This is a genomic window from Yoonia sp. SWMV100 (assembly GCF_056108365.1).
On sequence record NZ_JBWBAQ010000003.1, the window covers coordinates 251,374 to 277,119 of the forward strand.

The 25,746-nt window shown below is 54.2% G+C and carries 33 protein-coding genes; 16 read left to right on the forward strand and 17 right to left on the reverse strand.

Annotation, left to right across the window (positions count from 1 at the left end):
- The first annotated feature begins 36 nt into the window (after positions 1-36).
- From ACXJGX_RS06075 to ACXJGX_RS06120, 10 genes are all read left to right on the forward strand, one after another.
- Positions 37-531 carry a flagellar basal body-associated FliL family protein gene (locus ACXJGX_RS06075; RefSeq protein ID WP_474779680.1) on the forward strand — a complete coding sequence of 165 codons (495 nt, stop codon included), beginning with the start codon at positions 37-39 and terminating at the stop codon, positions 529-531.
- A gap of 10 nt (positions 532-541) precedes the next feature.
- On the forward strand, positions 542-895 hold the full coding sequence (locus ACXJGX_RS06080) for a hypothetical protein (RefSeq protein WP_474779682.1): 354 nt from the start codon (positions 542-544) through the stop codon (positions 893-895).
- Positions 895-1,464, forward strand: coding sequence for a MotE family protein (locus ACXJGX_RS06085; RefSeq protein ID WP_474779684.1), 570 nt, complete (start codon positions 895-897; stop codon positions 1,462-1,464). The genes ACXJGX_RS06080 and ACXJGX_RS06085 overlap by 1 nt, the downstream gene beginning before the upstream one ends.
- 79 nt (positions 1,465-1,543) lie before the next feature.
- Entirely contained in the window at positions 1,544-2,413 is an 870-nt protein-coding gene (gene motA, locus ACXJGX_RS06090) for a flagellar motor stator protein MotA (RefSeq protein WP_474779686.1), read from the forward strand.
- A gap of 323 nt (positions 2,414-2,736) precedes the next feature.
- A complete protein-coding gene (locus ACXJGX_RS06095; RefSeq protein ID WP_474779687.1) occupies positions 2,737-4,476 on the forward strand; it encodes a hypothetical protein in 1,740 nt (579 codons plus the stop codon).
- Positions 4,477-4,552: 76 nt separating this feature from the next.
- On the forward strand, positions 4,553-5,203 hold the full coding sequence (locus tag ACXJGX_RS06100; protein ID WP_474779689.1) for a transglycosylase SLT domain-containing protein: 651 nt from the start codon (positions 4,553-4,555) through the stop codon (positions 5,201-5,203).
- The gene (gene flhA, locus ACXJGX_RS06105) at positions 5,200-7,290 is read left to right on the forward strand and encodes a flagellar biosynthesis protein FlhA (RefSeq protein WP_474779691.1); all 2,091 of its coding nucleotides are present in this window, start codon (positions 5,200-5,202) and stop codon (positions 7,288-7,290) included. Before ACXJGX_RS06100 ends, flhA begins: the two co-directional genes overlap by 4 nt.
- Positions 7,287-8,069, forward strand: a complete 783-nt coding sequence (locus ACXJGX_RS06110) for a flagellar biosynthetic protein FliR (protein ID WP_474779693.1) — start codon at positions 7,287-7,289, stop codon at positions 8,067-8,069. The genes flhA and ACXJGX_RS06110 overlap by 4 nt, the downstream gene beginning before the upstream one ends.
- Positions 8,066-9,145, forward strand: a complete 1,080-nt coding sequence (locus ACXJGX_RS06115; RefSeq protein WP_474779695.1) for an EscU/YscU/HrcU family type III secretion system export apparatus switch protein — start codon at positions 8,066-8,068, stop codon at positions 9,143-9,145. The genes ACXJGX_RS06110 and ACXJGX_RS06115 overlap by 4 nt, the downstream gene beginning before the upstream one ends.
- Positions 9,146-9,538, forward strand: a complete 393-nt coding sequence (locus tag ACXJGX_RS06120) for a hypothetical protein (protein WP_474779697.1) — start codon at positions 9,146-9,148, stop codon at positions 9,536-9,538.
- Here the strand turns inward: ACXJGX_RS06120 and ACXJGX_RS06125 are convergent.
- The 9 genes from ACXJGX_RS06125 to ACXJGX_RS06165 are packed head-to-tail and all read right to left on the reverse strand — an operon-like array spanning position 9,526 to position 14,063.
- Entirely contained in the window at positions 9,526-10,032 is a 507-nt protein-coding gene (locus ACXJGX_RS06125; RefSeq protein WP_474779699.1) for a flagellar basal body-associated FliL family protein, read from the reverse strand. The two genes, ACXJGX_RS06120 and ACXJGX_RS06125, sit on opposite strands and share 13 nt — an antisense overlap.
- Before the next feature lie 21 nt (positions 10,033-10,053).
- Positions 10,054-10,776, reverse strand: coding sequence for a flagellar basal body L-ring protein FlgH (flgH, locus tag ACXJGX_RS06130; RefSeq protein ID WP_474779701.1), 723 nt, complete (start codon positions 10,774-10,776; stop codon positions 10,054-10,056).
- A 9-nt stretch (positions 10,777-10,785) separates the two neighbouring features.
- Complete coding sequence (gene flgA / locus ACXJGX_RS06135; protein ID WP_474779703.1) at positions 10,786-11,202, reverse strand: flagellar basal body P-ring formation chaperone FlgA; 417 nt, start codon at positions 11,200-11,202, stop codon at positions 10,786-10,788.
- Entirely contained in the window at positions 11,199-11,984 is a 786-nt protein-coding gene (gene flgG, locus ACXJGX_RS06140) for a flagellar basal-body rod protein FlgG (protein ID WP_474779704.1), read from the reverse strand. The genes flgA and flgG overlap by 4 nt, the downstream gene beginning before the upstream one ends.
- Before the next feature lie 12 nt (positions 11,985-11,996).
- Complete coding sequence (locus ACXJGX_RS06145; protein WP_474779706.1) at positions 11,997-12,713, reverse strand: flagellar hook-basal body complex protein; 717 nt, start codon at positions 12,711-12,713, stop codon at positions 11,997-11,999.
- Between the two features lie 2 nt (positions 12,714-12,715).
- On the reverse strand, positions 12,716-12,982 hold the full coding sequence (locus ACXJGX_RS06150) for a flagellar biosynthetic protein FliQ (RefSeq protein WP_474779708.1): 267 nt from the start codon (positions 12,980-12,982) through the stop codon (positions 12,716-12,718).
- Positions 12,982-13,263, reverse strand: coding sequence for a flagellar hook-basal body complex protein FliE (gene fliE / locus ACXJGX_RS06155; protein WP_474779710.1), 282 nt, complete (start codon positions 13,261-13,263; stop codon positions 12,982-12,984). Before fliE ends, ACXJGX_RS06150 begins: the two co-directional genes overlap by 1 nt.
- A gap of 11 nt (positions 13,264-13,274) precedes the next feature.
- Positions 13,275-13,667 carry a flagellar basal body rod protein FlgC gene (flgC, locus tag ACXJGX_RS06160; RefSeq protein WP_474780752.1) on the reverse strand — a complete coding sequence of 131 codons (393 nt, stop codon included), beginning with the start codon at positions 13,665-13,667 and terminating at the stop codon, positions 13,275-13,277.
- Positions 13,668-13,676: 9 nt separating this feature from the next.
- Positions 13,677-14,063, reverse strand: coding sequence for a FlgB family protein (locus ACXJGX_RS06165; protein WP_474779711.1), 387 nt, complete (start codon positions 14,061-14,063; stop codon positions 13,677-13,679).
- Positions 14,064-14,162: 99 nt separating this feature from the next.
- Here ACXJGX_RS06165 and ACXJGX_RS06170 point away from each other — a divergent pair, with 99 nt between their 5' ends.
- Positions 14,163-15,509: a FliI/YscN family ATPase gene (locus tag ACXJGX_RS06170; RefSeq protein WP_474779712.1), complete on the forward strand. Its 1,347-nt coding sequence runs from the start codon at positions 14,163-14,165 to the stop codon at positions 15,507-15,509.
- Between the two features lie 4 nt (positions 15,510-15,513).
- Here ACXJGX_RS06170 and ACXJGX_RS06175 read toward each other — a convergent pair whose 3' ends face one another.
- The 6 genes from ACXJGX_RS06175 to ACXJGX_RS06200 form a co-directional block, all read right to left on the reverse strand.
- Entirely contained in the window at positions 15,514-16,254 is a 741-nt protein-coding gene (locus ACXJGX_RS06175; protein WP_474779714.1) for a DUF1217 domain-containing protein, read from the reverse strand.
- Between the two features lie 59 nt (positions 16,255-16,313).
- Positions 16,314-16,718 (reverse strand): flagellar biosynthesis repressor FlbT, encoded by a 405-nt coding sequence (gene flbT, locus ACXJGX_RS06180; RefSeq protein ID WP_474779716.1) that lies wholly within the window; start codon positions 16,716-16,718, stop codon positions 16,314-16,316.
- Positions 16,718-17,092 carry a flagellar biosynthesis regulator FlaF gene (flaF, locus tag ACXJGX_RS06185; RefSeq protein ID WP_474779718.1) on the reverse strand — a complete coding sequence of 125 codons (375 nt, stop codon included), beginning with the start codon at positions 17,090-17,092 and terminating at the stop codon, positions 16,718-16,720. The genes flbT and flaF overlap by 1 nt, the downstream gene beginning before the upstream one ends.
- 92 nt (positions 17,093-17,184) lie before the next feature.
- Entirely contained in the window at positions 17,185-18,030 is an 846-nt protein-coding gene (locus tag ACXJGX_RS06190; RefSeq protein ID WP_474779720.1) for a flagellin N-terminal helical domain-containing protein, read from the reverse strand.
- Between the two features lie 207 nt (positions 18,031-18,237).
- The gene (locus ACXJGX_RS06195) at positions 18,238-18,579 is read right to left on the reverse strand and encodes a flagellar protein FlgN (protein WP_474779722.1); all 342 of its coding nucleotides are present in this window, start codon (positions 18,577-18,579) and stop codon (positions 18,238-18,240) included.
- Complete coding sequence (locus ACXJGX_RS06200) at positions 18,572-18,865, reverse strand: rod-binding protein (protein WP_474780754.1); 294 nt, start codon at positions 18,863-18,865, stop codon at positions 18,572-18,574. The genes ACXJGX_RS06195 and ACXJGX_RS06200 overlap by 8 nt, the downstream gene beginning before the upstream one ends.
- Before the next feature lie 106 nt (positions 18,866-18,971).
- Here ACXJGX_RS06200 and ACXJGX_RS06205 point away from each other — a divergent pair, with 106 nt between their 5' ends.
- Positions 18,972-20,231 carry a flagellar hook-length control protein FliK gene (locus ACXJGX_RS06205; protein WP_474779723.1) on the forward strand — a complete coding sequence of 420 codons (1,260 nt, stop codon included), beginning with the start codon at positions 18,972-18,974 and terminating at the stop codon, positions 20,229-20,231.
- 8 nt (positions 20,232-20,239) lie between these two features.
- On the forward strand, positions 20,240-20,902 hold the full coding sequence (locus ACXJGX_RS06210) for a flagellar hook capping FlgD N-terminal domain-containing protein (RefSeq protein ID WP_474779725.1): 663 nt from the start codon (positions 20,240-20,242) through the stop codon (positions 20,900-20,902).
- Here the strand turns inward: ACXJGX_RS06210 and ubiB are convergent.
- Both ubiB and ubiE read right to left on the reverse strand, forming a co-directional pair.
- On the reverse strand, positions 20,899-22,428 hold the full coding sequence (gene ubiB / locus ACXJGX_RS06215) for a 2-polyprenylphenol 6-hydroxylase (RefSeq protein WP_474779727.1): 1,530 nt from the start codon (positions 22,426-22,428) through the stop codon (positions 20,899-20,901). The genes ACXJGX_RS06210 and ubiB overlap by 4 nt on opposite strands.
- Complete coding sequence (gene ubiE / locus ACXJGX_RS06220) at positions 22,429-23,181, reverse strand: bifunctional demethylmenaquinone methyltransferase/2-methoxy-6-polyprenyl-1,4-benzoquinol methylase UbiE (RefSeq protein WP_474779729.1); 753 nt, start codon at positions 23,179-23,181, stop codon at positions 22,429-22,431.
- Positions 23,182-23,284: 103 nt separating this feature from the next.
- On the opposite strand from ubiE, the gene ACXJGX_RS06225 reads away from it, so the two are divergent.
- The 3 genes from ACXJGX_RS06225 to ACXJGX_RS06235 are packed head-to-tail and all read left to right on the forward strand — an operon-like array spanning position 23,285 to position 25,602.
- Positions 23,285-23,914, forward strand: coding sequence for a hypothetical protein (locus ACXJGX_RS06225; protein ID WP_474779731.1), 630 nt, complete (start codon positions 23,285-23,287; stop codon positions 23,912-23,914).
- Positions 23,914-24,765 carry a bifunctional DNA-formamidopyrimidine glycosylase/DNA-(apurinic or apyrimidinic site) lyase gene (mutM, locus tag ACXJGX_RS06230; protein WP_474779733.1) on the forward strand — a complete coding sequence of 284 codons (852 nt, stop codon included), beginning with the start codon at positions 23,914-23,916 and terminating at the stop codon, positions 24,763-24,765. Before ACXJGX_RS06225 ends, mutM begins: the two co-directional genes overlap by 1 nt.
- Positions 24,766-24,825: 60 nt before the next feature.
- Entirely contained in the window at positions 24,826-25,602 is a 777-nt protein-coding gene (locus ACXJGX_RS06235; RefSeq protein WP_474779735.1) for an enoyl-CoA hydratase, read from the forward strand.
- Positions 25,603-25,746: the final 144 nt, after the last annotated feature.

Genomic DNA, 25,746 nt, shown 5'->3' on the forward strand with positions numbered 1-25,746 from the left:
TGAGATGTTTTACAAAAATGAAAAAAGGACATTGCGATGGCAGCCGAGGCCGACGACCAACAAGAACCAACGCGCAAAGCATCCAAAATACCCTTGTTGGTAGGGGCTTTGCTTGCGGTGATTGGAGGAGGAGGAGGTTTTTTTGCGGTGCAATCAGGGATCATTGGGGGGGCAAATCACACAGAGGATGCGGTGATAGCCGAAGACGTGTCACACGTGCCCAATGCGATTCCTGTGGTGTTTGTGGCTCTTGATCCTTTGGTCATATCGCTACCCCGTTCGGGTGGGCGCGACCATCTGCGATTTTCTGCGCAGCTCGAGGTAGCCCCCGAGTATGCCGCCGAGGTGGAGGCCGTAAAGCCGCGCATCGTTGACGTGCTTAACGGATACCTGCGCGCGGTTGAGATTGCAGAACTTGAAGACCCTGCAGCCCTTGCACGACTACGCGGTCAGATGCTGCGCAGGGTGCAGGTTGTGGTTGGAGATGGCCGGATAAAAGATCTGCTAATTATGGAATTTGTGCTGAGCTAAGGATGATGAAATGACAATGATTGCAGACGTTTTACTGGTGGCGGGGGCCTTGGGTGCTGGGCTTTATTGTCACGTACTGTCGCGCCGTTTGCGCAACTTTACCAATCTGGAAAAAGGCGTCGGTGGCGCCGTTGCCGTTCTTTCGGCACAAGTTGACGACCTAACAAAAACTTTGAAACAAGCGCAAAACACCGCAAAATTTTCGGTCGACAAGCTCGACAGTGTTAGCGCTCGTGCTGAAGCGGCAGCGCATCGTTTGGAACTGTTGGTTGCATCTTTGCATGACATTCCCGAGCCGACCCCGCCAAAACGTGCAGAAAATCCATTTTTTGTACGCCGTCCCGGTTCGGAGGAAGCACATTGATGCGGCTTAATCGGCGCCGTCAGGGGCGTGGGACACTGTATGTTATTGGTGGGCTGCTGTTAGCGTCTGCAATGGTGCGTGTCGGGGGGTATGTGGGGCCCGCTTTGGCAAATGGTACAGGCACCCCGGAAGAAGCTATGCCTGAAGAAACGCGTGATACACCAACCACAGGTGGCCTACTTGAAGCGTTACAGGGTCGCGAAGCACGTTTAGAACAGCGTGAAGCGCAGGTGCGCGAACGAATGGACGCACTGCACGCCGCAGAACAGCAAATCGACAACAAACTACAAGCGCTTGTCGCTGCAGAAGAGGCGTTGCGCGCGACAATTGCGCTGGCTGATGGTGCTGCCGAAATGGATCTGGCTCGGCTGACAACGGTGTATGAGAACATGAAACCCAAAGAGGCCGCCGCACTGTTTGCTGAGATGTCGCCACAGTTTGCTGCGGGTTTTTTGGGATTGATGCGGCCGGATGCTGCCGCGCTCATTATGACAGAGCTTGCCCCGGAAACTGCATATTCATTTAGTGTCGTTCTCGCAGGGCGTAACGCGACCACACCAACGCAATAGCGCTGAGATATCTTTAACATATTAGCGTTAAAAAGAATCATCACCAAATTTGGTTTTTATTATTGAAGGACACTCCTGCATGGTAGGTTTTATCGGCATTGCGATTGTCTTTATCGCGGTATTCGGTGGTTACTTGTTGGCGGGCGGCAAGATGGCGATCATCTTGAAAACGCTCCCTTTCGAGATGATCATGATCTGCGGATCTGCGATCGGTGCATTCACAATCAGCAATGATGGGGCAGCAATTAAGCACACGATCAAGGATATCGGAAAGGTTTTCAAAGGCCCGAAATGGAAGGCCCAAGATTACAAAGACGTTCTGTGTTTGCTTTTCGAATTGATCCGCGTTGCCCGCACGAATCCAGTTGCACTTGAAAGCCATATCGAGGCACCTGAAACATCAACAATTTTCGGGAAATACCCCAAGATCCTTGGTGAGGGCGAGGCAGTTGCGCTCATTTGCGACACCCTGCGTTCGGCATCTATGAATTATGACGACCCGCATCAGGTCGAGGAAGTTTTAGAGAAGCGGATCGAAGCAACACTCCATCACAAAATGCATTCGACCCATGCGCTACAAACCGTCGCGGACGGCCTGCCGGCGCTTGGCATTGTTGCCGCTGTTTTAGGTGTGATTAAGACGATGGGATCGATTGATCAGCCCCCCGAGATTTTGGGAAAACTGATCGGCGGTGCCTTGGTGGGTACTTTTCTGGGTGTATTTCTAGCGTATGGCTTGGTCGGACCCTTTTCCTCCAAGGTAAAAGCTGTGATCGAAGAAGACGCGCACTTTCACCAGCTCATCCGCGAGGTGCTGATAGCGAACCTTTATGCGCACGCGCCCAACATCTGCATTGAGGTCGGGCGCCAGAATATGCCGGGTACATATCGCCCTAGCTTTTCCGAGATGGAGGATGCATTGAAAGCCACAAAACAGGACGCCGCATGATACGGTTTTTGGCGTTTCTCTTCATTTTGTTACCTGTGGTCAGTTTTGCACTGCCAGTGCGCGTGCAAACCGGTGAGCACGCTAATTTTACTCGCGTTGTTCTGACAATAGATCGCACTACACAGTGGGAGGTGCGGCGCGATGTTGACGCCTATGTCGTCCAGCTTTCGACGAATAACGGATTTGATCTTAGCCGGTTTTTTGATTTGATCCCCCGCGACCGAATTATGAACGTCACGCAAGACGGAGAAGGCGCACTGCGGCTTGGTGTCACTTGCAGGTGTCGTGTTGATGCGTTCCTGTTTCGGCCCGATATTCTTGTGGTGGATATTCTGGATGGTAGCCCATCAGTAGATTCGCCATTTGAGCGTCCGATCACCGGCACTGAATCTCTGAATCAAAAAAACCTGCCAACAAACCAATACGCGTTGCCGCCAAATGCAATCCTACCTGTCATTATGCATGCGAGCGACGAAATCCCTCCGTTTGAAACGCCGCAATTACCGATTGGAACCGGATCAGTTGACGATACAGAGCCCGCGGTTCCGGGCGTACCTGAAGAAGACTTGGCATCGCTAGAACAGGCGATCACGCAAAGTCTCGCAAGGGGGTTAACTCAGGGCGTGCTTGCCGCTGATCTACCCAACAAAGAGCAGGCACAATTATTGGATTTAAATTCGCAGCAATACTTTACGGATAACCCGAGCCCCATGCCTGGTCTGCTTGCGCGCACGAGCACTGATCCGCGTGCGATTCCAGACACTGTGCAGGATGCGAAAACTCAAACGGGTCAAAGTTGCTTGCCCGACAGCTTCTTCGCTGTTGCTGATTGGTCTGACGATAGACCCTTCTCAGATCAATTAACCGAGGCTCGCAATGCGATTACAACTGTCGCCGACCGCTATGACGAGAACGCAATTTTGCGATTGGCGCGGATTTACATGGCATTTGGCTTTGGCCGAGAGGCAATACGCACCCTTGAACTTGACGGTACACACTCTCAAGAACGCCTGTATCTCGCACAAATGGCGCGCATTGTGGATGGGGAAAACGTAGAATCAGACCTATTTACTGCGCAAGTGAGTTGCCAATCAAATGTCGCATTTTGGGCGATGCTAGCCACACGTGACGGGGCGCTAGATGCGCAAATGGATCGATCAGCAGTTTTAAATACCTTTAAGATGCTGCCACCGCGACTTCAGCGATACCTCGGTCCTCGCTTGTCGGACCGTCTTGTGGCGGTTGGTGACCAAGATGGCGCGAGGCAGGCATTGGAAGCCGCACGAGGTGGCGAAACTATCAGCGTCGACGTAATTTTGTCAGAGGCGACGTTGAACCACGCAATCGGCGAGGATGATCGTGCCAAAGGCGCGATCACAGAGCTTGCACGAGACAATGCGCGCGTCACACCTGAAGCATTCATTCGATTTTTTGATCAGGCCACAGAAAATGATCAGCCCTTGAATCCAGAAGATTTTTTGCTGGCGGACGCATTAAGATTTGAAAACGCAAATATGCCTGTTGCCGGTGACCTTGCCGGCGCGCAAATCAGGGCACTTTTGGCTAAAGACGATATCGCTGCTGCACGCGCGCTGATTGCGGCAGAGGGGAAATCGCTTAGTGATGCGCAAGTTACTGTATTTGATGCTGCAATTGTGGACACCATACTCGGGCTGGCTGATGACACGCTGTTCCTAGAACATGTCCTGTCGGAAGATTTGCCCGACGTTTCCGCAGGTATGCAAAATGCACTCGCACGGCGCGTGCTCGCACTGGGCTTCCCTGAAGAAGCTGGGGCTTTGTTGAAAGTTCCCGCGAATGGACCTGACGCGGTCGACCGCCTACTGCTACGTGCGGATATTGCACGCGTGGAACGCGGAGCATCAATCGTTGACACTGCGGCAGACAAACCGGCATTTGGCGAATTGCAGGCGGTGCAAGCACCGATTTCACTGACAGATGCGCCGCTAGCACAAGGCAGAGCATTGTTAGATGCCTCCACGCAAACGCGGGAAGAACTAAATCGCGTGCTCGACCAGTTTATCGCCCCGGAGAGTTTCTAAGCGCCATTCGTAAGTTACCAATTATCAACTATTTTCGGACAAGTTGTCTTAGAACTCCTAACGCTGATGGTCCGAAATGAATGGCAGAACGCCACTACACCAGTCACAAGTCATTTTGATTTGCTTGCTCAGTGTTATCACAACGCCTGTTGCTGCTTCGGTATCAGATATATGTGTTCGCGCGGCTCAAGCCGCGGCGCATGCACACAACGTGCCTGCTGAGGTGCTAATCGCGATCGCACAAACGGAAACTGGGCGGAACAGTGGTGGCTATGTAGAGCCATGGCCCTGGACACTGAATGTTGAGGGCCAAGGATATTGGTTAGCCACACGCGCCCAAACATTGGCGCAAGCACAACTCGCTATTGCCGACGGTAAGAACAGTTTTGATCTGGGTTGCTTTCAACTCAACTATCGATGGCACGGTCAGCATTTCGCATCTTTAGATCAAATGTTGGATCCGCGTGCGGGCGCGGACTATGCCGCGAAATTTCTTGCTGGGCTATACGCCGAAACAGGCGATTGGTCCGCGGCTGCGGGCGCATACCACTCGCGCACAGCGGTTCACGCGGCGCGGTACCGCCGCCAGTTTGATCCGTTGTACGCGGCGGCTTTGCAGAACTCTGAGACAGATTTCCGGGCAAATACCTTTCCCCTCCTGCAACAGGGGGGGGCGGTTAAAAGCTTGGGTTCATTGGTTCCGGTAAGTGCGCGGGTCACCGAATGACCGGACTGCAATTGCGCGATATATTTCAGCCGACCATCCTACTCGCGCTGGCGCTCATGGCCGTGATTGTTATGATGATTTTGCCAATGCCAGCCTGGGTGCTGGATATGGGGCTGGCCGCCTCGTTCGCGCTGGCAATTTTGATGTTTACAGTGACGCTGTTTATCGAGCGACCACTGGATTTCTCTGCCTTTCCGACAGTTTTGCTTGCATCGCTGATGTTGCGTTTGTCGCTGAATGTGTCGTCAACAAAGTTGATTATTGGTCAGGGTCACACCGGGACAGATGCAGCCGGCGATGTTATCGAAGGCTTTGCCACGTTTGTTATGGGGGGAAATGTTCTTCTTGGGCTGGTGGTGTTCTGCGTGCTTTTGATTGTGAATTTTGTGGTGATCAACAAGGGTGCAACGCGCATGGCCGAAGTCGGCGCGCGCTTCGCGTTGGACGCCATGCCGGGCAAACAGCTGGCGATTGATGCGGACATGTCAGCAGGTGCAATCGACCATCAAGAGGCCAAAGAACGCCGCGAACGCGAGCAGGCCGAGACGACATTTTTCGGCTCTTTGGATGGCGCATCAAAGTTTGTCAAAGGAGATGCCGTTGCCGGGCTTTTGATTACCGCCCTGAACCTGATCATGGGATTGATCATCGGTGTCGTTATGCACGACATGCCGATTTCGCAAGCTTTCGAAACGTATGCGGTGTTAACTGTCGGCGATGGGTTGGTGTCGCAAATTCCCGCGGTGGTAATTTCAATCGCTTCTGCACTGCTTTTGGCACGCGGCGGGGCTACCGGGGCCACGGACATCGCGCTGGTGTCACAGCTTGGGCGGCATCCGGCAGCGCTGGCAACGGTTGCAATTCTGATGGCTTTGTTCGCCTTAGTGCCGGGGTTGCCGTTTCTGCCGTTTATGATTGGGGCAATAACGTTGGGTGGCTGCGCATTCGCTGTAGCCAACGGAACCAAAAAAGCAGCGCTGACTAAGGCTGCGACGACAAAAAAAGAAAAATCTACTCCGCAGCAGACTTCGATGGGTGATATGCTCGATTTGGATGACATCCATGTTGAATTCGCACCCGACCTTGTGGACATGGTGCTGGATCCGGGGACCGGGTTGGACGCGCGGATCGCAAACATGCGTAATCACGTTGCAACGGCATATGGCGTTCTACTGCCTGAAATCCGATTGACCGACAACGCTGCGCTGCGGCCTGGAACCTATGTTGTTCATGTGCAAGGGGTCGAACAGGTGCGCGATACGTTGCGTTCCGATCAGATCCTTGCGTTGATGAATGACGCTGATGCCAGCGACCTGCCGGGCGATGTGGTGAAAGAACCGGTTTACGGCGCCCCCGCAAAATGGATCGACCCCAAAAATCAAGAGGTCGCGGCGCTGGCCGGGCTAACGACTGTCCAACCGACAGAGGTGTTGGCGACGCATCTTCTTGAAATCGTGAAACGAAATTTTCCCCGTCTTTTGACATTCAAGGCATTGCGGCGACGTCTGGATGAAATGGTGAATCTTAGCGACCCAAGCCGGGCCGCTGCAAACCGCAAAATGCTCGACGAACTCATTCCCGACAAAGTGCCGTTCGAACTGCTTCAATCAGTCTTGCGGTTGTTGCTGGAAGAGCGGGTATCAATTCGCAACCTACCCCTGATTATCGAAGCCATCGCCGAGGGTCGGCATCTGTATAAAACCGCAGACGGCATCACAGAATATGTGCGCCAAAGGCTAGGGTTTCAGCTGGTCGCGGAAATGCGCCGCCCAGACGGGACGATCCCGCTGGTACAACTTGCGCCAGAATGGGAAGACACGTTCAACACCTATGAAATCCGCAGCGAACGGAGCAACGGCGATGTGGCGCTGCCGCCCGAAAATTTTAACAAATTGGCGGATGGAATTGCCGAAAAGCTTGGGCAGGCCGCTGAGGCCGGTACATATGCGGCCGTTGTGACGTCAATGCGCCGTCGGCGGTTTCTACGCACGGTGATGGCGGCCAAGGGGATCATGAATCCGGTTCTATCATTCGAGGAGATCGGTATCGACGCCCGCCCTGCATTGGTTGGTCTGGTGCCGCTTTGATCGATGACCTGTTACCTTTGCTTCATCTATCGCAGGCGACGCTATGGTCGGGATTTGTTGTGTTTATGCGGATAAGTGCGCTCATGGCGGTCATGCCCGCCTTTGGTGACCAGGCTGTTCCGGTACGTGTTAAACTTGCGTTGGCGGTGATGTTTACCCTGATTGTCGCACCTGTCATTGCGTCGACCATTGGACCGATGCCGACCGGGCTCGTAACTGCAGTTACCATCCTTGGTCCAGAGGTGCTGAGCGGCCTATTCTTTGGGCTTTTCCTAAGATTTTTCATACTCGCACTGCAAATCGCAGGATCGATTGCTGCGCAGTCAACGTCACTTTCGCAAATCTTTGGTGGGTCTGCGGGCGTCGACCCGCAACCTGCAATTGGTCATATTTTGGTCGTCGGTGGTACGGCTCTTGCTGCACTGTCGGGGCTTCACGTTCACGTCGCGACCTATATCATTGAAAGCTACAAAATGGTTCCCATCGGTGTGGCTTTGCAGGCGGATATGGTAATTTCGCTGGGTTTGGGCGAAGTGACACGCACTTTTGGTCTGGGCTTTACCCTCGCGGCACCATTCTTGATCGCGTCCCTTGTCTACAATGTTGTGATCGGCGTGATTAACAGGGCGATGCCGCAGCTGATGGTGTCGTTTGTCGGGGCTCCTGCCATCACGGCAGGTGGGCTTTTACTTTTGTTGATCACCGCGCCGATTATTTTAGGGCTCTGGTTGGCGGCGTTTCGCGAATTTATGACAGCACCATTCGGGCTAATCCGATGAGCGACGATGGCGAAGACAGCGACAAACAATTCGAACCAAGCCAGCAAAAACTGGATGATGCGCGCAAAAAAGGTGAAATCGCAAAATCTGCTGATCTGACCACCGCCGCGGCTTACGGTGGATTCCTGATTGTTGCACTGACAATCGGGGCGGACGCATTGATGAGACTGGGCACGGTGCTTAGCAATCTCTTGGCACAAGTGGATAGTCTAAGCACATTGGTGTTTTCGGGTGCGACCCAACCCGTTTTGGGCGGCATATTTTTTGAAACTGCAATCAGCATCGCGCCTTGGTTTGTGCTTCCTGCATTATTCGCAGCGCTTTCGATTAGCGTTCAGCGCGCCTTTCTCGTCACCCCAACAAAAATTTTACCCAAATTGAACCGAATATCGCCGCTCGCAGGGGCTAAGAACAAATTCGGGCGGCAAGGCCTGTTTGAATTTTTCAAAAGCATGTCGAAACTGATCATTTATGCGGTGGTCATGGGTTTTTTCCTACGGGTTCAGATGGATCGGATCGTGGGGAGCCTGTACCTGCCACCGGCGCTGGTTGTCGCCCTGCTGGGTGATATTTTGTTACGGCTTATGGCGCTTGTTCTGCTTGTGGCAATCATCTTGGGCGGGGGCGATTACCTGTGGCAAAAGGCGGAGCATTTGCGCAAAAATCGTATGAGCCGCAAGGAGATGATGGACGAATTCAAGCAGGCCGAAGGCGATCCAACGATGAAGCAACATCGGCGGATGAAAGGGCAGCAAATTGCGATGAACCAAATGCTTGCGGATGTACCAACCGCCGATGTCGTCATCGTAAACCCCACACATTACGCTGTTGCGTTGAAATGGGACCGCGTGGCCGGCGGCGCGCCAACATGCGTGGCCAAAGGTGTTGATGAAATTGCGGCGAAAATCCGTGAGCTTGCATTTGAGAATGCCGTTCCGGTTCACGCGGACCCGCCAACAGCGCGTGCGCTTCATGCGGGCGTCGACATCGGTCAAGAGGTTGCACCTGAACATTATCAGGCCGTAGCGGCAGCAATTCGCTTCGCGGAAGCGATGCGTCAAAAGGTGCGCCGCTAAATGGACCGGCAGTCACAGGCGGCGCAGCTTACGCAGTTAAGTGCGATCAGGTTTCGGGCGGCGCAAGCTGAAATGGCACAATTGCGCCTGCGCGAGGATCGCCTGCGGTCCAATCTTGCGCAGCTCATCCAGCAGAAAGAAACACAAGCTGATGCGATGCGTGATGGGGCTGCCGCCATTGTCGCAGGCGCTGACGTGCGCTGGCATCAGTGGGTGGATCAGCGCCGTACGGTCATCAACGCAGAGCTTTCCCAAGTGCGGGCACTTCAGGAAGGGTGCCGCGCCAAGTTGAGCAATGCGTTTGGGCGGGACCAAGCTGTGCAAGACCTAAATGCAAAACTTACAGCGGAAGCAATGTTTGCAAAGCAACGCCGTAAGAATTATGAATCTTGACGGACCATGTCGGTGATCAGGACGTCTGTTACATTATCGCCCGAAATCTGCTGCGCGACGCGTCGCAATTCATTGCGCAGCGCCTGCATGTTTGTGCCTTCGGTGAAGTTTCCCGAAAAACCACCCAAGTTTGCATGATCAAACATAACCTGCAAAAAACCGTCGCGCAGCTTGGGCTCGTTCGCCAGAACAGCAGAGCCGCTATCGGGTAACACCTCTAGGCTGATGGCCATCACGACCAATGCTGCGACAACGCCGTCTTTGACAACGGGAATAACAAATTGATTGTTCAATTTAGAGTATTCGCGTTCCTCGGTGATCGCGGCAACCGGTGCATGTGCCTCCGCACTCTGGCTATCCAACGCTGCGTCGCCGCAGGGCGCGCCATCTGCCAATATGACCTCGTCCTGTTCTGGTTTCAAAACCAGACCAGCGCCGATGCCGCCACCGATTCCCGCCAAAAGTAGAAAGATAGGGAGCAATAATTTTTTCACGATATGTCCTTTGATGACGGGTCAGAAGGGAAGCACGCCCTCGAGTAGTTGCTGTCCATAGCGCGGCTGCTGCATGTCGGTGATCTGTCCGCGTCCGCCGTATGAAATGCGAGCGGATGCGATTTTATCGTAAGTAATCTCGTTCTGGCGGGTGATATCTTCGGGGCGCACATATCCGGTCACGATTAGTTCGCGTAATTCATAGTTTACGCGCACCTCTTGTTGGCCGACGATGGACAGAACCCCGTTGGGAAGCACATCGGTTATGGTTACGGCCACCCGCAGGGTCAATTTTTCGTTTCGGCGGACAGTTCCGTCGCCAGACGAATTGCTGTTCGAGCTTAGATCAACAAGGGCTGCGGAACTCGCACCATCAGGTAGACGCCGATCCAGCAGCTGTGGAATGCCCGCAAGCTGGGGGATACCCGCCTGCTGCGACGCGGACCTGGACCTGTCTGATGAATTCGAAATCTCGGCCCGGTCGTTGATTTCGATCACAACCGTCATGATGTCGCCGCGTTGCATGGCGCGCCGATCCCCCAACAGCGACCCGCGGTCACCCGTCCAAAGAGACGCCTGCGATGATGGCCCCAGCGTCGTCGCAATGATCGGGTCCGGGTAGTTGGGGTTGAACATCGCTTCTCGCTCGACGGTACGTTCCTGTGGCGTGAAATCTGGCGGTCGCCCGACTGGCGCTGTTGCACAGCCACCAACGGCCAGCAGAAGTAAGAGCGTGTTACGCATTTTCATTCCTTAACGTGCGACGTAACCGGCACCATCTACGCCAATTTGCGCAGAGACCGTGCTACGAGAGCTGACATTCATAACTCTGATAACGTCGCCGGGGCCGGCACGACCAAGCGCGCGACCTTCGGTTGTGATTGCAATCCCATGTTGTTGATAGTGCAGAGGGATGATTTGATTTCGTTCGACGACAGCAGGGAATCCAACGTCGCCAGACCGGATGGGTCGGCCTGCATAAAGAGCGACCCTTGCTTCCATGCCGATCAGGTCGTTGGGATCCTCGACGCCTCCTAGAATTGAAAGATTGTTGACCAAAAGATCCTCCGGGCGGATCGTGCTGTTGGCTGGAATTGTGCGTGCTGCAACCACAGTGTCGGCCATTGCAGGCCAAGCGAATGTGCAAAAAACGACGAGGGTACGGATCATCGGACCTGCACCATTGAGCTAAGCATTTGATCTGCGGCGGTAATGACTTTGGAGTTCAGTTCATATCCGCGTTGGGCAGAAATAAGATCCGTGACCTCGCGGACGGGGTCAACCGAACTGCTTTCAAGATACCCCTGCCGCAAAACGCCAAGGCCATCTTCGCCCGGCGTGGCGACAAGCGAAGGCCCAGAAGCAGGCGTTTCAATGAACAGGTTTGACCCGATAGCCTCTAGCCCTTTGGGGTTGGTAAAGCCCGCGAGCGAGAATTGCCCTAATAGCTGCGGTTGCACCTGATCGTTGAAATATCCGTATATCTCGCCGTCGGCATTGATCGACAAGGACCGGGTATCGCTGGGAATAGTGATGTCGGGCACCACCGGAAATCCATCCGAGGTAACGATTTGCCCATCTCCGGTCAGCTTTAGCCCCCCGTCACGTGTATAGGCCGACACGCCCGACGGCAGCGTAATTTCAAGATAACCGTCACCCTCGATCGCGACATCCAGATCGCCGCCGGTGGCCGCAAGCGACCCTTGCGACAGCATCATGGAAACGGCGCTTGCACGGACGCCCAGACCAAGCTGGATGCCAGTTGGCAGAACCGTTCCGTCTGATGCGTTGATCGTCCCGGGACGGGCGACTTGCTGGTAATGCAAATCCGCAAATTCGGCGCGGCGGGCGTTGTAGCCCGTCGTGCTCATGTTCGCGAGGTTGTTGGAAATCACCTCGACTCGGGTTTGTTGGGCTGCCATTCCAGCGGCAGCAATCTCTAAGGCGCGCATGGGTGTTCTCCTTTATTGCCGAACCGTCTGAATGACGCTGCGGATGCGTTCGTGTTCCTTGTCCAGAAAACTTTGACCCATTTCATAGGCGCGCTGGACTTCGATCATGCGGCTGATTTGCAGGATCGGATTAACGTTGGATTCCTCAAGGAAACCTTGCAATGTGCGCCCATCGGGTGCTGGTTCGAAACCACCTTGGGCGTCGAACATGACCCCGCTTTCACGGATCATCTGGTTTGGATCAGTCGGTATGAAAAGACCAATTTGGCCAATGGGCTGTCCTCCCGCACTGATCGTTCCATCGGCACCAATACCGATACGCCCGACGCCTTGGGGTACAAAGACCGGCGCGCCGCCAGCGTCCAGAACGGGATAGCCTTCGGGGGTTACAAGGTCGCCGTTTTCGTTGGGTCCGAAAGACCCTGCACGGGTCAATCGTTGCCCATTTGGGGTCTCGATCAAAAAGAACCCATCGCCTTCGATCGCCAAATCAAATGCCCCGCCCGTCTGCGTCAGGCTGCCTTGGGTCATCACGGTTTCACGCACTTCGGCCGTCGCCATCGACAATGAAGGTGAATCCGGCCCTAACGCTTTTACATGTTCGGAAAACATCACCCCTTCGGCGCGAAATCCCGTGGTCGATGCGTTGGCGATGTTATTGGCGATCACCTGCATTTCGCGCATCAGCCCAGACTGTCGGGTTAGGGCGGTATAAGAAGCGTTATCCATAGTTATCCTCCGGCGATGATGGGAATAAGCGTGCCTTTGAACAGGCTCACCAGCGTTTCAGACATAAAGTTCATCGTGATCCAGAATGTGCCAATGATGGCTGCCAATTTTGGCACAAAGGTCAGGGTCATTTCCTGAATCGACGTCAGTGCCTGAAAGAGACCCACGACCAAACCTGTGGCCAAAGCCACGGTAAGGATCGGGATCGAAATGACAAAAGCTGTCCATAATCCCTGCCGCAGCGTGTCATAAAACAGGGCTTCGGTCATCAGACCGGCATCCGCAATATTTCTTGATAGGCTTCGACCACGCGGTCACGCACAGTGACGGCTGTTTGGACGGCCAATTCCGTTTGCGCCAAAGCGGTTACCAATGCATGCGGGTCCGCGTTGCCGGTCATCGCTTGCATGGCGGTGTTTTCGCTTGCCTTCAGCGTTGCCATAAAATCCTGGGCCGCGCCCAAAACCGCGCCGCCGCCGGACCCCGCATCCGGGGCAGTCGCAGTTTTACTGGCGGCATAATTTTGGGCGACAAGTGCACTAATATCCATCGGTATATTCCTTATTTGCGGAGCAGATCCATGAGCGCAGAAGACATCTGCCGCACTTGATCAAACATTTTTAGGTTGGCTTCATAGCTGCGTTGGGCTTCGCGGGCGTCAGCGATTTCGATAAGAAGGTTCACGTTGGACCCGTCATAGTACCCCGTCGCATCGGCCAGCGGGTTCGCAGGGTCGTAGATCCGGGGCAACGCCGTTTGGTCAAGCTTCACGCGGCTGGTCTCGACCGCACCGGTTGTTTGGCCTGCGTCAATAATCTCTTGAAATCCCACTGTTTTACGGTGGTATCCCGGCGTATCGGTGTTCGCGATGTTTTCAGAAACATACCGCAGGCGGTTTGCCTGTGCGCGCATTCCGCTGGTTGCAACGGCCATGGCTTCGCTAAAGTCTGTCATCATTTACCCCTATGGTTTACCAAGACTGGTACGCATTACAGTCATGGCATGTTGGTAAATCGCCAATGCGGTGCTGTGGTCGCGACTGATCTGGACAGAGTTCATCAGCTCTTCTTCCAGAGAAACCGTATTGCCGTTGGGTGCAGGCTCGCCGCCCGTCTCGATGATCTGCGCGGCAAATGCGCCTTCTGACGACGCAAGGTGGCCGGGGCGCGTCATTCGCAACGGCTGTTCGGCGGCGTGTGCTTTGTAGGTTTCACGAAACGCTGCAATGTCATGGGCGCGATAGGCCGGCGTATCCGCATTTGCGATGTTGCGGGCGACCATAGCCTGCCGCGCACCGGCGTGTTTGGCCATCGCACTGGCCGTTTGGAATATATCCAAAGATTTGTTCATCGGGGATTCTCCCTCGGTTTGGTTTCAACGAAGCATTAAGGCTGATTCCTTAAGAAGAGGTTCGTGGTTACCGTTCAGAGACAACAGAGGATCAAAAATATGCTCAAACAAATGACGACTGCGCTGGGGGATCTGCACGCGATACACCGTGTTGGGCGCGTATCTGGGGTGTCTGGCGGCACAGTGCAGGTTAGCGGCGTCGGTGATTCGGCGAAGGTCGGGGATCGCACCCAGTTGCTCTGTGACGGCCGTACGGTTGATGGCGAAGTCGTGCGATTAGAGCGTGACTACGTCAATATTTTGCTCGACGGTGCTGCGGACGGGGTTTGTTTGGGCGACCGTGTGATTTTTGATCGCCCGCCTGTTTTCGCCCCTGATAAAAGCTGGATCGGGCGGGTGATTGACCCGGATGGGTTGCCGATTGATGGACGGCCTTTACTACCCGGTCACGTGCCGCGTCGCCTTCGGGCGGCACCGCCAGCGCCGCACGCACGCCGAGCGATGGGTGCGCGCATCGAGACGGGCATCGCCGTTTTTAATACACTTTTACCCATCGTGCGCGGGCAACGCATCGGGTTGTTTGCAGGATCTGGTGTCGGGAAATCGACACTCTTGGCGAACCTTGCGCGGGGCGTTACAGCCGATGTTATCGTTATCGCCCTGGTTGGCGAACGTGGTCGCGAAGTCCGTCACTTTGTCGAAGAGGTGCTTGGTCAGGAAGGTATGAAAAACGCAATTGTCGTCGCGGCAACATCGGAACGTGCGCCTCAGGTGCGGCGAAGGTGCGCCTGGGCTGCAACGGCGGTCGCCGAACATTTTCGCGACTTGGGGCTTCAAGTATTTTTGATGATCGATTCTGTAACACGGTTTTGCGAGGCTCACCGTGAGGTGGCTGTCGCAAGCGGTGAACATGCGAACTTGCGCGGGTTTCCGGCCTCGACCGGGCCTGCAATAGCAGCGCTTTGCGAACGTGCTGGTCCAGGAGTGGAGGACGCAGGTGACATTACGGCAGTTTTTTCGGTGCTAGTGGCCGGTTCGGACATGGATGAACCTGTCGCCGATATGTTGCGCGGCGTATTGGATGGGCACGTTGTACTTGATCGCGACATCGCTGAACGTGGGCGTTTCCCTGCGATTAATGTATCGCGATCTGTGTCCCGATCCCTTCCCGTGGCGGCGAGCGCACAAGAAAACACACTTATTCAGCAGGCACGATCCCATTTAGGGACCTATCAACGTGCCGAGCTAATGGTCCAATCGGGATTGTATACTACAGGGTCGGATCCTGCGATTGACGCGGCTATAGCTTGTGCGCCAGCACTAGACAGCTTTCTAACGATTATAGACCAGCGTGGTACACTCGCCCACTTTTCCAAGCTACGGCAGGCGATGATAACTGTGGGGTCTCGGATGCAGTCAGAAGACCTCGCTGGGCGAAAGGCATAGGTTATTAAAACATTGGGCGCACAGACTGCAAAAGGGTTAGTGCAGTTGAGCTTCCCGTCGTCATCGAAAGATTGGCTGCCTCTGAGCGGATTAAGAATAGCCGAATTAACTTTTCCTGTTGCTCTGGGGTGGATAATTCGGTCAAGTCGCTTGTGCCGAGCACGGATTGAGACCGTTCTTTAAAAATATCAAGCTGCTGGTCAACATCGATACTCGACATACTGGATGGAAGCCCAAGCGCAGTCTGAAAAACGTTACGCATGGGCGCGTTACCCATAACCGAGAACCACTGCGCATTACTGCTGCTATTACGGTCCAGAATATCCGCAATCCCGCCCTGCACGCTCATCGCCAGACGCAAATCATTGTCTTGTGCTCCGACCGCGCGTTCGAATTGACGCGTTTCGTAGCGACTGATGATGTTTTCGGCGAACCCCTGCGCCCCCGTAGCTGCCCCCCCATTTTCGGCAAATCCAAACGCATTGCTAAAATCCGCATAGCGATTGTCGGCCAGCCGGTTGGCAAGCGCGTCATCATCAACTGTACCGTCTTCCAAAATTTTCCGGATAAAGAAAGTATTGTTAACATCCTCATCCAGCCCAAATGCACCAAGCGCAACAGCAAGCATACGTTTATCGTTGACCAGATCTTCGGCTGTTTTGATGTTGCCGATATTTTCACGAAAATAGTCGGTTGCGCGTGCAACAGGTTGACTGACAGCAAAGGTTTCTTGCTGTTTTTCCATGGTGCGGTCCAGAAACCGCCAACCACCATAACCTGTCAACGGCACGATGGGTTGAAAGCTCATGACGGGTGCCCAGCCAAAAGTCGGGATTCGCGGGGAAGTAAGTTTCGCAAAGCTTTCAGCGCCCTATAAAAGTCGTTGTCAGTTACATGTTGAGTTGCACAATCAAGATGTTGACGGCTGTCGTCATCACGTAGCACTTGGCTAAGTTGCTCGATCCCACGCAACATTTGCATGCGCGCATCATTTTCTGCCACATCCCCGGATAGGACCAACTGAGCAATATAGCAGACCCTGCGAACCGGTGTATTCACTTCCCCCGGGCGTATTGCATCGCGCAGGCGCAGAATGTTTGCGTTCGGCGTCAGGATTGAAAGTCGACTTCGTCTGTCACCGTTTTCGATAACGGCCCCATTCACAAGCACACGTTCTTTCGGGTTAAGTTTAAGAACAAGTCCTGACATTACGCTGCCTCCTGACGGTTTAGGCCGCGTAAGACAGCGGTGTTAATATCAATCAATGCAGTCGCATCAGCTTCTTTGCGCAAAACGCGGCGACTGTGGTGTTCTGTGAACTCTGCAAGGTAGAACAATTGGGCCCGCAATGCGCGCGGCAAAGCGTTGTCCTCGTCTGCGACACCAGCCGCGAGCGTAACCCACATACGCCGGTTGTCGTGTAGCGCTGCGACGAGAAGAGGGAAATTCAACGGAATTGACGTTGTCGCCTTGCGCAGTCGCGCTGTAACTTGGCTGAAAAGTTGGGCCTCGACAGAGCGCTCTGTTCTGATGGACGTTTGGGTCGGGGCATAAGCCTGCCGAGCTTGTTCGATGACGTTCACGTGGGTTCCTTCCGGCACGAATTTGAACGAGCTGCGGGTTTTCCGCGGCATCCCAGAAGGCGGCGCCAGAAAGGCGCCGCCGCATATTTAACTTATCTGAAGAGCGACAGAATTGTCTGTGGCGCCTGGTTCGCAATCGACAGGGACTGCACACCCAGCTGCTGCTGAACTTGCAATGCCTGTAGGCGCGCAGATGTTTCTTCCATGTCGGCATCCACCAGCGTACCGATACCAGACTTTAGCGCGTCTGATAGTTTCCCAACAAAGTTGTTTTGGTCGTTGATCCGCTTTTCCGATGCACCAAGTGCGGCGGCGCCGTCGATCGCAGTTGTTAGAAAGGTTTCCAACTCTCCCAGGGCCGTTGCAGCCGTCGCCGTATCCGTGATTCCGGTCAGGTTCGTAGCCAAATCGATATTTGCTTCAAAGTTAACGCTGTCTACTGTGATAAGCGTTGGCGTTGGCGCAGCATTCCCGACGCGATCAAGCGACGACAATACGTTCAGACCTGTACCGCCGTTTCCGTCAACATCGGTCGCAAGCAAGTTGGCGCCATTGAACTGAGACGCAGAGATGATCGACGCCACCTGTGCGGCTTTTTCGTCCATATCCGCTTGAATTTTAGCGAAATCGACGTTTTCTGACTGGGCAGAAACTGCCAGTTGTTTCATTTCTTTGAGCGTTTCGACGATTTGCTCGGCGCCTGCCGATGCGACCGCAACCGTTGATTCCCCGAGTGAAAGGCTGTCAGAGATGGCTTTAAACCCGGCGACGTCTGATTCCATCACTTTTGAGATCGCCCAAATCGCAGAGTTGTCTTTTGCTGACCCGATTTCTTTACCAGTCGAAATCATGGTCTGTGTTTTGGCCAGGTTTCCGTTGATTGATTTTAGGGTTTGCAGTGCGACCATCGCACTATTGTTGGTAAGAATGCTGGACATGTTTTTTGGTCCTAAGTTTAGGGGCGCTTTGCGCCAGATTGATTCACGAAACGGTGCAACTGCACCCATTTGAAACGTCATTCTGACGACGATCGCTGCAACACGGTGAGAAGCAGACAGCCATTCTAGCGATAGACAGAGATAAACATTTTCGGCCTAAAGAAACCCTTAATCGCTCATACCAAAGAGTTTCGGATTTGAATCAAGTTACGCCTTCTTCTCAAAATCAGAATTGCGCGTTGGCACCAGCGCCATTTTACCGGATTGGTCGTAAACATTCAGACCATCGCGCACGTGCTGCAGCGCGGAAATGCGGTCGCGCGCGGCCTGAACGCCAGCAATTGCCGCAACTAGTAACGACTGGTTTTCAGCCAATTTTTCGCGAATAGCAATCATTTCCGAGGCTGTAGGGTTTTCCTGCGCCAAACGTTCAAAAAGCAGCACTTTTGTAGCAGAAATCGCATCAAGGTCTTCAAATACACCTCGTTTGAGCGCTTTTTTCTCCTGAACCAATGCATCTGTAAGTTGCTGGTAAGTTGGCCTAGGCATTCATCTTGCCCTTCATGGCCTCAAAAAGGGCTTCGGCCAGACCGATTCCGCCAGATTTCACCATTTCATTTGCCTGAGCCTCGCGAAGGAACGACGCAAAATGCTCTTCGCCTGAGCCGCCACCAAAAGTCTCGCGCGGTGCACCAACACCCGCCGCCTTTAACATTTCCGCCAAAAAAGTCGCTTCCAGCTTTTGGGCAGCGTCGCGCAGTTTTGCATCGTTCTGCATATACTCCGGCAGTTTTGGCGCAGAGCGCGGCGGGGGTAGCACCGGTATCGCGGTCATCATGTTCTCCGTTTCTGGTCAATTCTCCTTTTGTCATCGAGCCGTAAAGAATCAGTAAGTTTTGTCTGCGAAAAGTAAGGCCCACGAAGATTCGTTCGGAGAACCGATGATACCGATACTGTTAACAGATACGGCTCCACCAAAATCGCCACCCTCGCAGGGTGGTGGGCTTGCGTTATCGACGGATACGAGCACCGATTTCGCAAGCCTCCTTGCTGAGATGGATGTGGAGGAAGTTGAAGACGATCCGGATTTCACTCTATCGGTTGATGTATTGATGGATATGCCCGCCGAAGTGACAAATTTTTTGGCAGTCACGGGACAGAACGTGCAACCTAACACTGACTCCGATGTCAATTTGACTGCGAAATCCATTGAATACCCAGAGATTGCACAGACAGATACGCCTGACACGTTTCGTCAAATCGATGCTGCTTCTGATGCTGTCGCGGAACATACTGCTCCCAAGGCAAATGATGTACCACGTGTGCCACGTGGTCCAACATGGGCACAGCTGATATTTGAACGGCAGGTGCCGCAAGGGCCGCCCGGATCGTCAGCAGCGAAAGTGCCGGAAGCAATCCCAAATAGTATGCCGCCGGATGTCGTTTCGGGTGATAGACAGGTACAGGCGTCAGACGTAAATGTGGTGGCCCCCGTTGAAAAAACCGTTGCGCAGGTTCCAAATTCTGTCGGGCTATCTAACGTAGTCAGACCCGACGAACCCGTTCGGAAAATACATGGCGATACCCCACCAAAACAGCCGGAAATGGACGTCGAACGAGCTTTGACATCACCAAAGACCGAAGCGGCACATGTCAGCACCAGCGTCACCCAGCATCGTGTGGTTCAGCAAGACGTCGCAGATGTTGGTCGTGACGACCCGGAACTACAGAGGCTGTTCACCCTAAGTGATCGACCTGCCACGATATCAAGTCACACACCTGTTGCTGCTGTTCCCGCCAGCGGCACAGGAACGGTGCGACACGTTGCGCAACAGATGGCTGTTGCCGTCGCTGATCGCCCCGGACAGCCAACCGAAATTTCTCTTAATCCGCAAGAGTTGGGGCGGGTGCGGATGACCATGTCAGCCGTTGACGCATCCATCACGATGACAATCATCGCAGAACGACCAGAAACAAGCGACCTGTTGCGCCGCAATATAGAAACGCTCACTCAGGAGTTCCGCGATCTAGGTTACAATGACATCAATTTTGCCTTTGGACGTGACAGTGCGTCGGAACACCAGGATTCGTCGCGTGACAAAGCCAGTTTTGGTGAACCAGTCAATGCAGGCGACATTTCGGAATTGCAAGGCGTGGAACAGACACCCGCCACAAAATCGGGCATGGATATTAGAGTTTAGGAAACACGATGGACGTCAACCAAGTTACAACCACGACGCCGACCGTTGCGGCGCCTGAACCGGCCGCCTCTCAGGGAATAACGTCTGATTTTGAGATGTTTTTGCGAATGCTAACGGTTCAAATGCAAAACCAAGACCCGTTAAACCCAGTCGATTCGACGGACTATGCCACGCAGTTGGCGACGTTTTCGGGGGTAGAGCAAGCCGTGCTCACTAATGATCTGCTGCGGGCGCTCTCGGCGCAGCTGACATCGGGCGGGCTGGCGGATATGGCTGCTTGGGTCGGGAAAGAAGCGCGTGCGGCGACATCGGGGTATTTCGACGGTCAGCCGATTACACTGGCCCCCAACCCAGCATTGTTAGCGGATAGTGCTGAGGTGGTGGTGCGCAATGAACAAGGGGTTGAGGTTCAGCGATTTGATGTACCCATTAGCGCTGACCCCATTGAATGGGCTGGGGTTGCCGCCGGCGGGTTTCCGTACCCTAGCGGTCTCTATTCGTTTGAACTGATCAGCAGTGCAAACGGCGAGGTGATCACACAAGATGCCGTCGAGGTTTATAGCACAGTGACCGAAGTGCGCGCCGAAGGCGGTGAAACAATCCTGATCCTTGAGGGGGGTATTGCCGTGGCCGCAACCCAAGTCAGCGCGCTTCGCGATCCATCGCTTTAGATCAGGGCTGAAAGCCAAACGCCGGCACCCACCAAAATGCCGCCCAGTGCCATCCAAACCACGGGCGCAAGCGGTGACAACGGTTTCGACGGGGGCACAGGGTTGTTCTGCCTGATTAACGCCGCCTCGGCCAAATGAGGAAGTTGCGGTCCAAAGCGGGACAGAACCATTGCCGTCTTGGCCAGATCGCGCATCAACGCCTTTGGTCCAATGCTTTGTTTGATATAGCTTTCGACAACGGGCTTGGCGACTTGCCAGATGTTCATATGTGGATCAAGTGACCGCGCCACGCCTTCGACGACCACCATCGTACGTTGCAGAAGGATCAGTTCAGTGCGTGTTTCCATGCCGAAACGCTCGGTTACCTCAAACAAATAACTAAGCAGACGCGCCATCGAAATACGGCTGGCGTCCATCCCAAAGATGGGTTCGCCCACCGCGCGCAGGGCGCGGGCGAATTCGTCCACATCACGGTCGGCGGGGACATATCCAGCCTCAAAGTGTACTTCAGCGACGCGCTGATAGTCCTTGCGGATAAAACCAAACAGAATTTCCGCATAGACGCGACGCGTGTATTCATCGATCCGCCCCATGATCCCAAAGTCGTAGGCAACAATGTCGCCATCTGCGGCCACTTTCAGGTTTCCCTGATGCATATCCCCGTGAAAAAACCCGTCACGCAGCGCGTGATTTAAAAACAGCTGAAGCACACGTGTTGCAAGTGCACGCCGGTCGTGTCCTGCAATATCAAGCGCGGCATTCTCGCCGATGCTAATTCCTTCGACCCAGTCCAGCGTCATCACGCGGCGACTTGATAGATGCCAGCGGATCTGTGGCACCTGGAACCCGGCGTCGGTCGCGGTATTTGCGCCAAACTCTGCAGCCGCCGAGCTTTCTAACCGCAGGTCAAGCTCGCCCGTGACCACACCTTCAAAGTGGGTGATCACATCCATTGGCCGCAGGCGACGCGACGCGGGTGACAACAGTTCAATCATACGCGCCGCGAAATAGAACGCGTCAATATCCTTGCGAAACGCGCGTTCGATGCCGGGGCGAAGGATTTTGACGGCGACCGCCTCTCCGGTGTCGGCAAGATGGGCCTTGTGTACCTGCGCCAGGGACGCCGCAGCAACTGGTTCTGAAAACGAAGAAAACAGCTGCGCGACTGGTGCACCCAATTCATATTGAATCGCGGCCTCTGCCTCTTCCATCGAAAACGGCGGCAATTTGTCCTGAAGTACACGCAGTTGAATGGCCAATTCATCGCCCACAACATCAGGGCGCGTCGAAAGCACTTGGCCGAATTTGATATACGCAGGTCCCAATGCCGTGAGCGCGCGCGGCGCGGGTGGCATATTAACGTCACCCTTATACCCCAGCCATCGAAAGGGCCAAACCAGAACACGAAACGTCACGCGCAACAGCGGACCCGCGTCAAACGCATCCAAGACGACGTTCATCGCGCCGGTCCGTTCAAGGGTCGCACCCGTACGGATCAACCGGATGATGTTATGGGGGCCACGCATTTACAGTTTCCAACCCGAATGCAGAGCGGCGATACCCATTGAGAGGTTGCGATATTTCGCGTTCCCGAAACCTGCTTGGCGCACCATATCAAGGAAGGTGTCTTGATCCGGGAAATTACGAATCGACTCGACCAGATACTGGTAACTGTCGCGATCCCCCGCGATCAACTGCCCCATCCGCGGGATCACGTTGAACGAATAAGCATCGTAAGCGGCCTGCATCATCGGGTTCGGCAATTGGCTAAACTCTAGGACCATCAAACGACCACCTGGCTTTAGCACCCGGAAGGCTTCGTTCAGCGCCTCTTGGGGGCGGGTCACGTTCCGAATGCCAAAGCTGATTGTGTATACGTCAAATGTATTGGATTCGAACGGCAGGGCCATGGCATCGCCCACCACCCAGTTCAAACTGTCAGACATCCGTTCCGCCTCGGCGCGTTTGCGGCCTTCAACCAGCATGGATTCGGTAATATCCAGAACGGTTGAATGTCCATGCCCGGCCCGCTTCAGGAATCGGAACGAAATATCGCCAGTTCCACCCGCCACATCCAGCAGTCGTTGACCGGGGCGTGGTGCAAGCCAATCCATCATCGCATCTTTCCAGATACGGTGAATGCCCACCGACATCACATCGTTCATGATGTCGTATTTGCTGGCAACCGATGAAAATACACCCTGCACGCGCCCTGCTTTTTCGCTTTCGGGGACGGTCTCGAACCCGAAGTGGGTTGTGGTCTGTTGTGTGTCAGTCATGTCATTCTTTCGCCCGAATAGTCCCGAATGGTGTTGCCCATGGGTTATACGCAGTTCGCGTGATAGACAAACTGTCAATGTGCCACGGGCTAGGGGTTAGATTGTGGAATTATTTTTTGTCGTGCTCGGTTTCGCAGTTGTTGTGTCGATTGTTGTTGGCCAATTTCTCTTAACGCACCTCATCATGAAATGGCTTTATGGCCAAAGAAATCAACGCGACAGCGATGGTACGGTTATTGACCTCACACCGTTGGCGAAAACGGATGCGGCCAATTTGCCGCGCGATATCAGCTTTGTGGCTGGAATTGGGGCGCAAGCGGCACCGCAGATGACACTAAACGAAGCAACGCTTAGGCGGACGGTTGGGCTGCGACTGGTGAGTGTCGGGATCAGCGGTGTGTTGATGCAATATACGTGGATCAGCGACTCCGGATACATCCCCGACAATATCTACGTGAAGATGGCGATCACTGTTATCGTCTTATACAGCCTTATCTACACCACAACCTACAATATGCGCTACGATCGTGACGTCTTGATCGACAGTGATTGGTTGTTTCGCAGGCGCGAAATTCTTTGGAAGGACGTGGTGTCATTGCAGGACAACGGCCACTATTCCTATGTAATAGGTGTGCAGAGTGGTAAATCGGTCGAAGTCATGAAATATATGACGGGTATCCGTGAATTTCTCACGACTGCGCGCCAAAATATTGCGCTGAATCAAAGGTTCTGATGCCCGAACTTCCCGAAGTTGAAACCGTCAAAGCAGGTATTGCCCCCGCAATGGAGGGGCATGTTATTGCGCAGGCCGATATCAATCGCCCCAATTTGCGCTGGCCCTTTCCCGAAAACATGGCGGCGCGGCTGACAGGCAAGCGTGTCCTGAGGCTGCGCAGGCGGTCGAAATATATCTTGGTCGATCTCGATAGCGCGGAAACCTTGCTGATTCATTTGGGCATGTCGGGGCGCATGTTGGTGTCCGGGCAGAAGGTCGGCGAATTTCACCATGCGCACCCGGCGCCTGCAAAACATGACCATGTTGTCCTGCATATGGACACAGGCGCACGCATCACATTCAACGATGCACGCCGGTTTGGCGCAATGGATCTGTTGGATACCGCGACACAAGACGACCACTGGCTGATCCGCGACCTGGGACCAGAACCGTTGGGCAACGGATTTGGCGACACCTATCTTAAGGCGCGCCTAGAGGGGCGGAATACACCTATCAAATCAGCGCTGCTCGATCAGGGAATCGTCTCTGGCCTCGGGAATATCTATGTCTGCGAAGTGCTATTTCGCGCAGGCGTGGACCCGCGCCGCAAGGCCGGCAAGCTGAGTGTCAAAGAGGTGGACTCACTTGTACCGATCATTCGCGACGTCCTTACCGAAGCCATTGCCGCTGGCGGTTCTTCACTGCGCGACTATCGGCAATCGGACGGCGCATTGGGTTATTTTCAACATGTATTCAAGGTTTACGACCGTGCCGGAAACCCATGCGTCACGGCAGGGTGTCACGGGGTGGTTGAACGGGTCGTACAGTCCGGGCGGTCGTCATTCTTTTGTCCGGAATGTCAAAGATAACTTGCGCCACGTGCCACCTTTGTTAAGCACTAAGGCATTCATTGGGATAAGGATCGCGTCATGGCTTACGAAAATATCATTGTCGACATTAGTGACCATGTAGCGATTATCACGTTAAACCGTCCATCTGCATTGAATGCGTTGAACAGCGCCTTGTTGGGCGAGCTTTGCACAGCGCTCGAGGCGGCGGATGCCAATGACAAAGTGCGCTGTATCGTGATCACTGGTTCTGAAAAGGCATTTGCCGCGGGCGCAGACATCGCAGAAATGGCCGACAAATCCTTTGTTGATATGTACACGAGCCGCTTCTTTGAAAACGAATGCGACCGCTTTAACCGCACGCGCAAGCCGATCATTGCTGCGGTGGCAGGTTGGGCGCTGGGCGGTGGCTGTGAGCTGGCAATGATGTGTGATTTTATCATCGCGGCCGACACGGCAAAGTTTGGTCAGCCTGAAATTAATCTTGGGGTCATCGCGGGTATTGGCGGCACGCAACGCCTGACCCGTTACGTCGGCAAGGCAAAGGCGATGGAGATGCATTTGACCGGGCGATTCATGGATGCAAACGAAGCAGAACGTAGCGGACTGGTCAGCCGTATTGTGCCCGCAGATAAACTTTTGGCCGAGGCCCGCACCACGGCTGAAAAGATTGCAAAGAAGTCGCGCGTCGCAACCATGGCCGCCAAAGAAGCGGTGAACCGCGCCTTTGAAACCACCTTAGCCGAAGGGTTGAACTTTGAGCGGCGTTTGTTCCAGTCACTGTTCGCCACAGAGGATCAATCAGAGGGTATGACCGCCTTCATCGAAAAGCGCGAACCGCAGTTCCGCGACCGATAAACCCACTTTTTGGGGTTTCTTTCTGCGTGGAACTGCCCTATCAGCCCACCTTACATGCGCGTGAGGCCCGCTTTGGCCAGAATCACCGGTTCTAGAACCCGGTCGGGGCTTATTGCGCTATCGAATTTTAATTTGACCCGACGA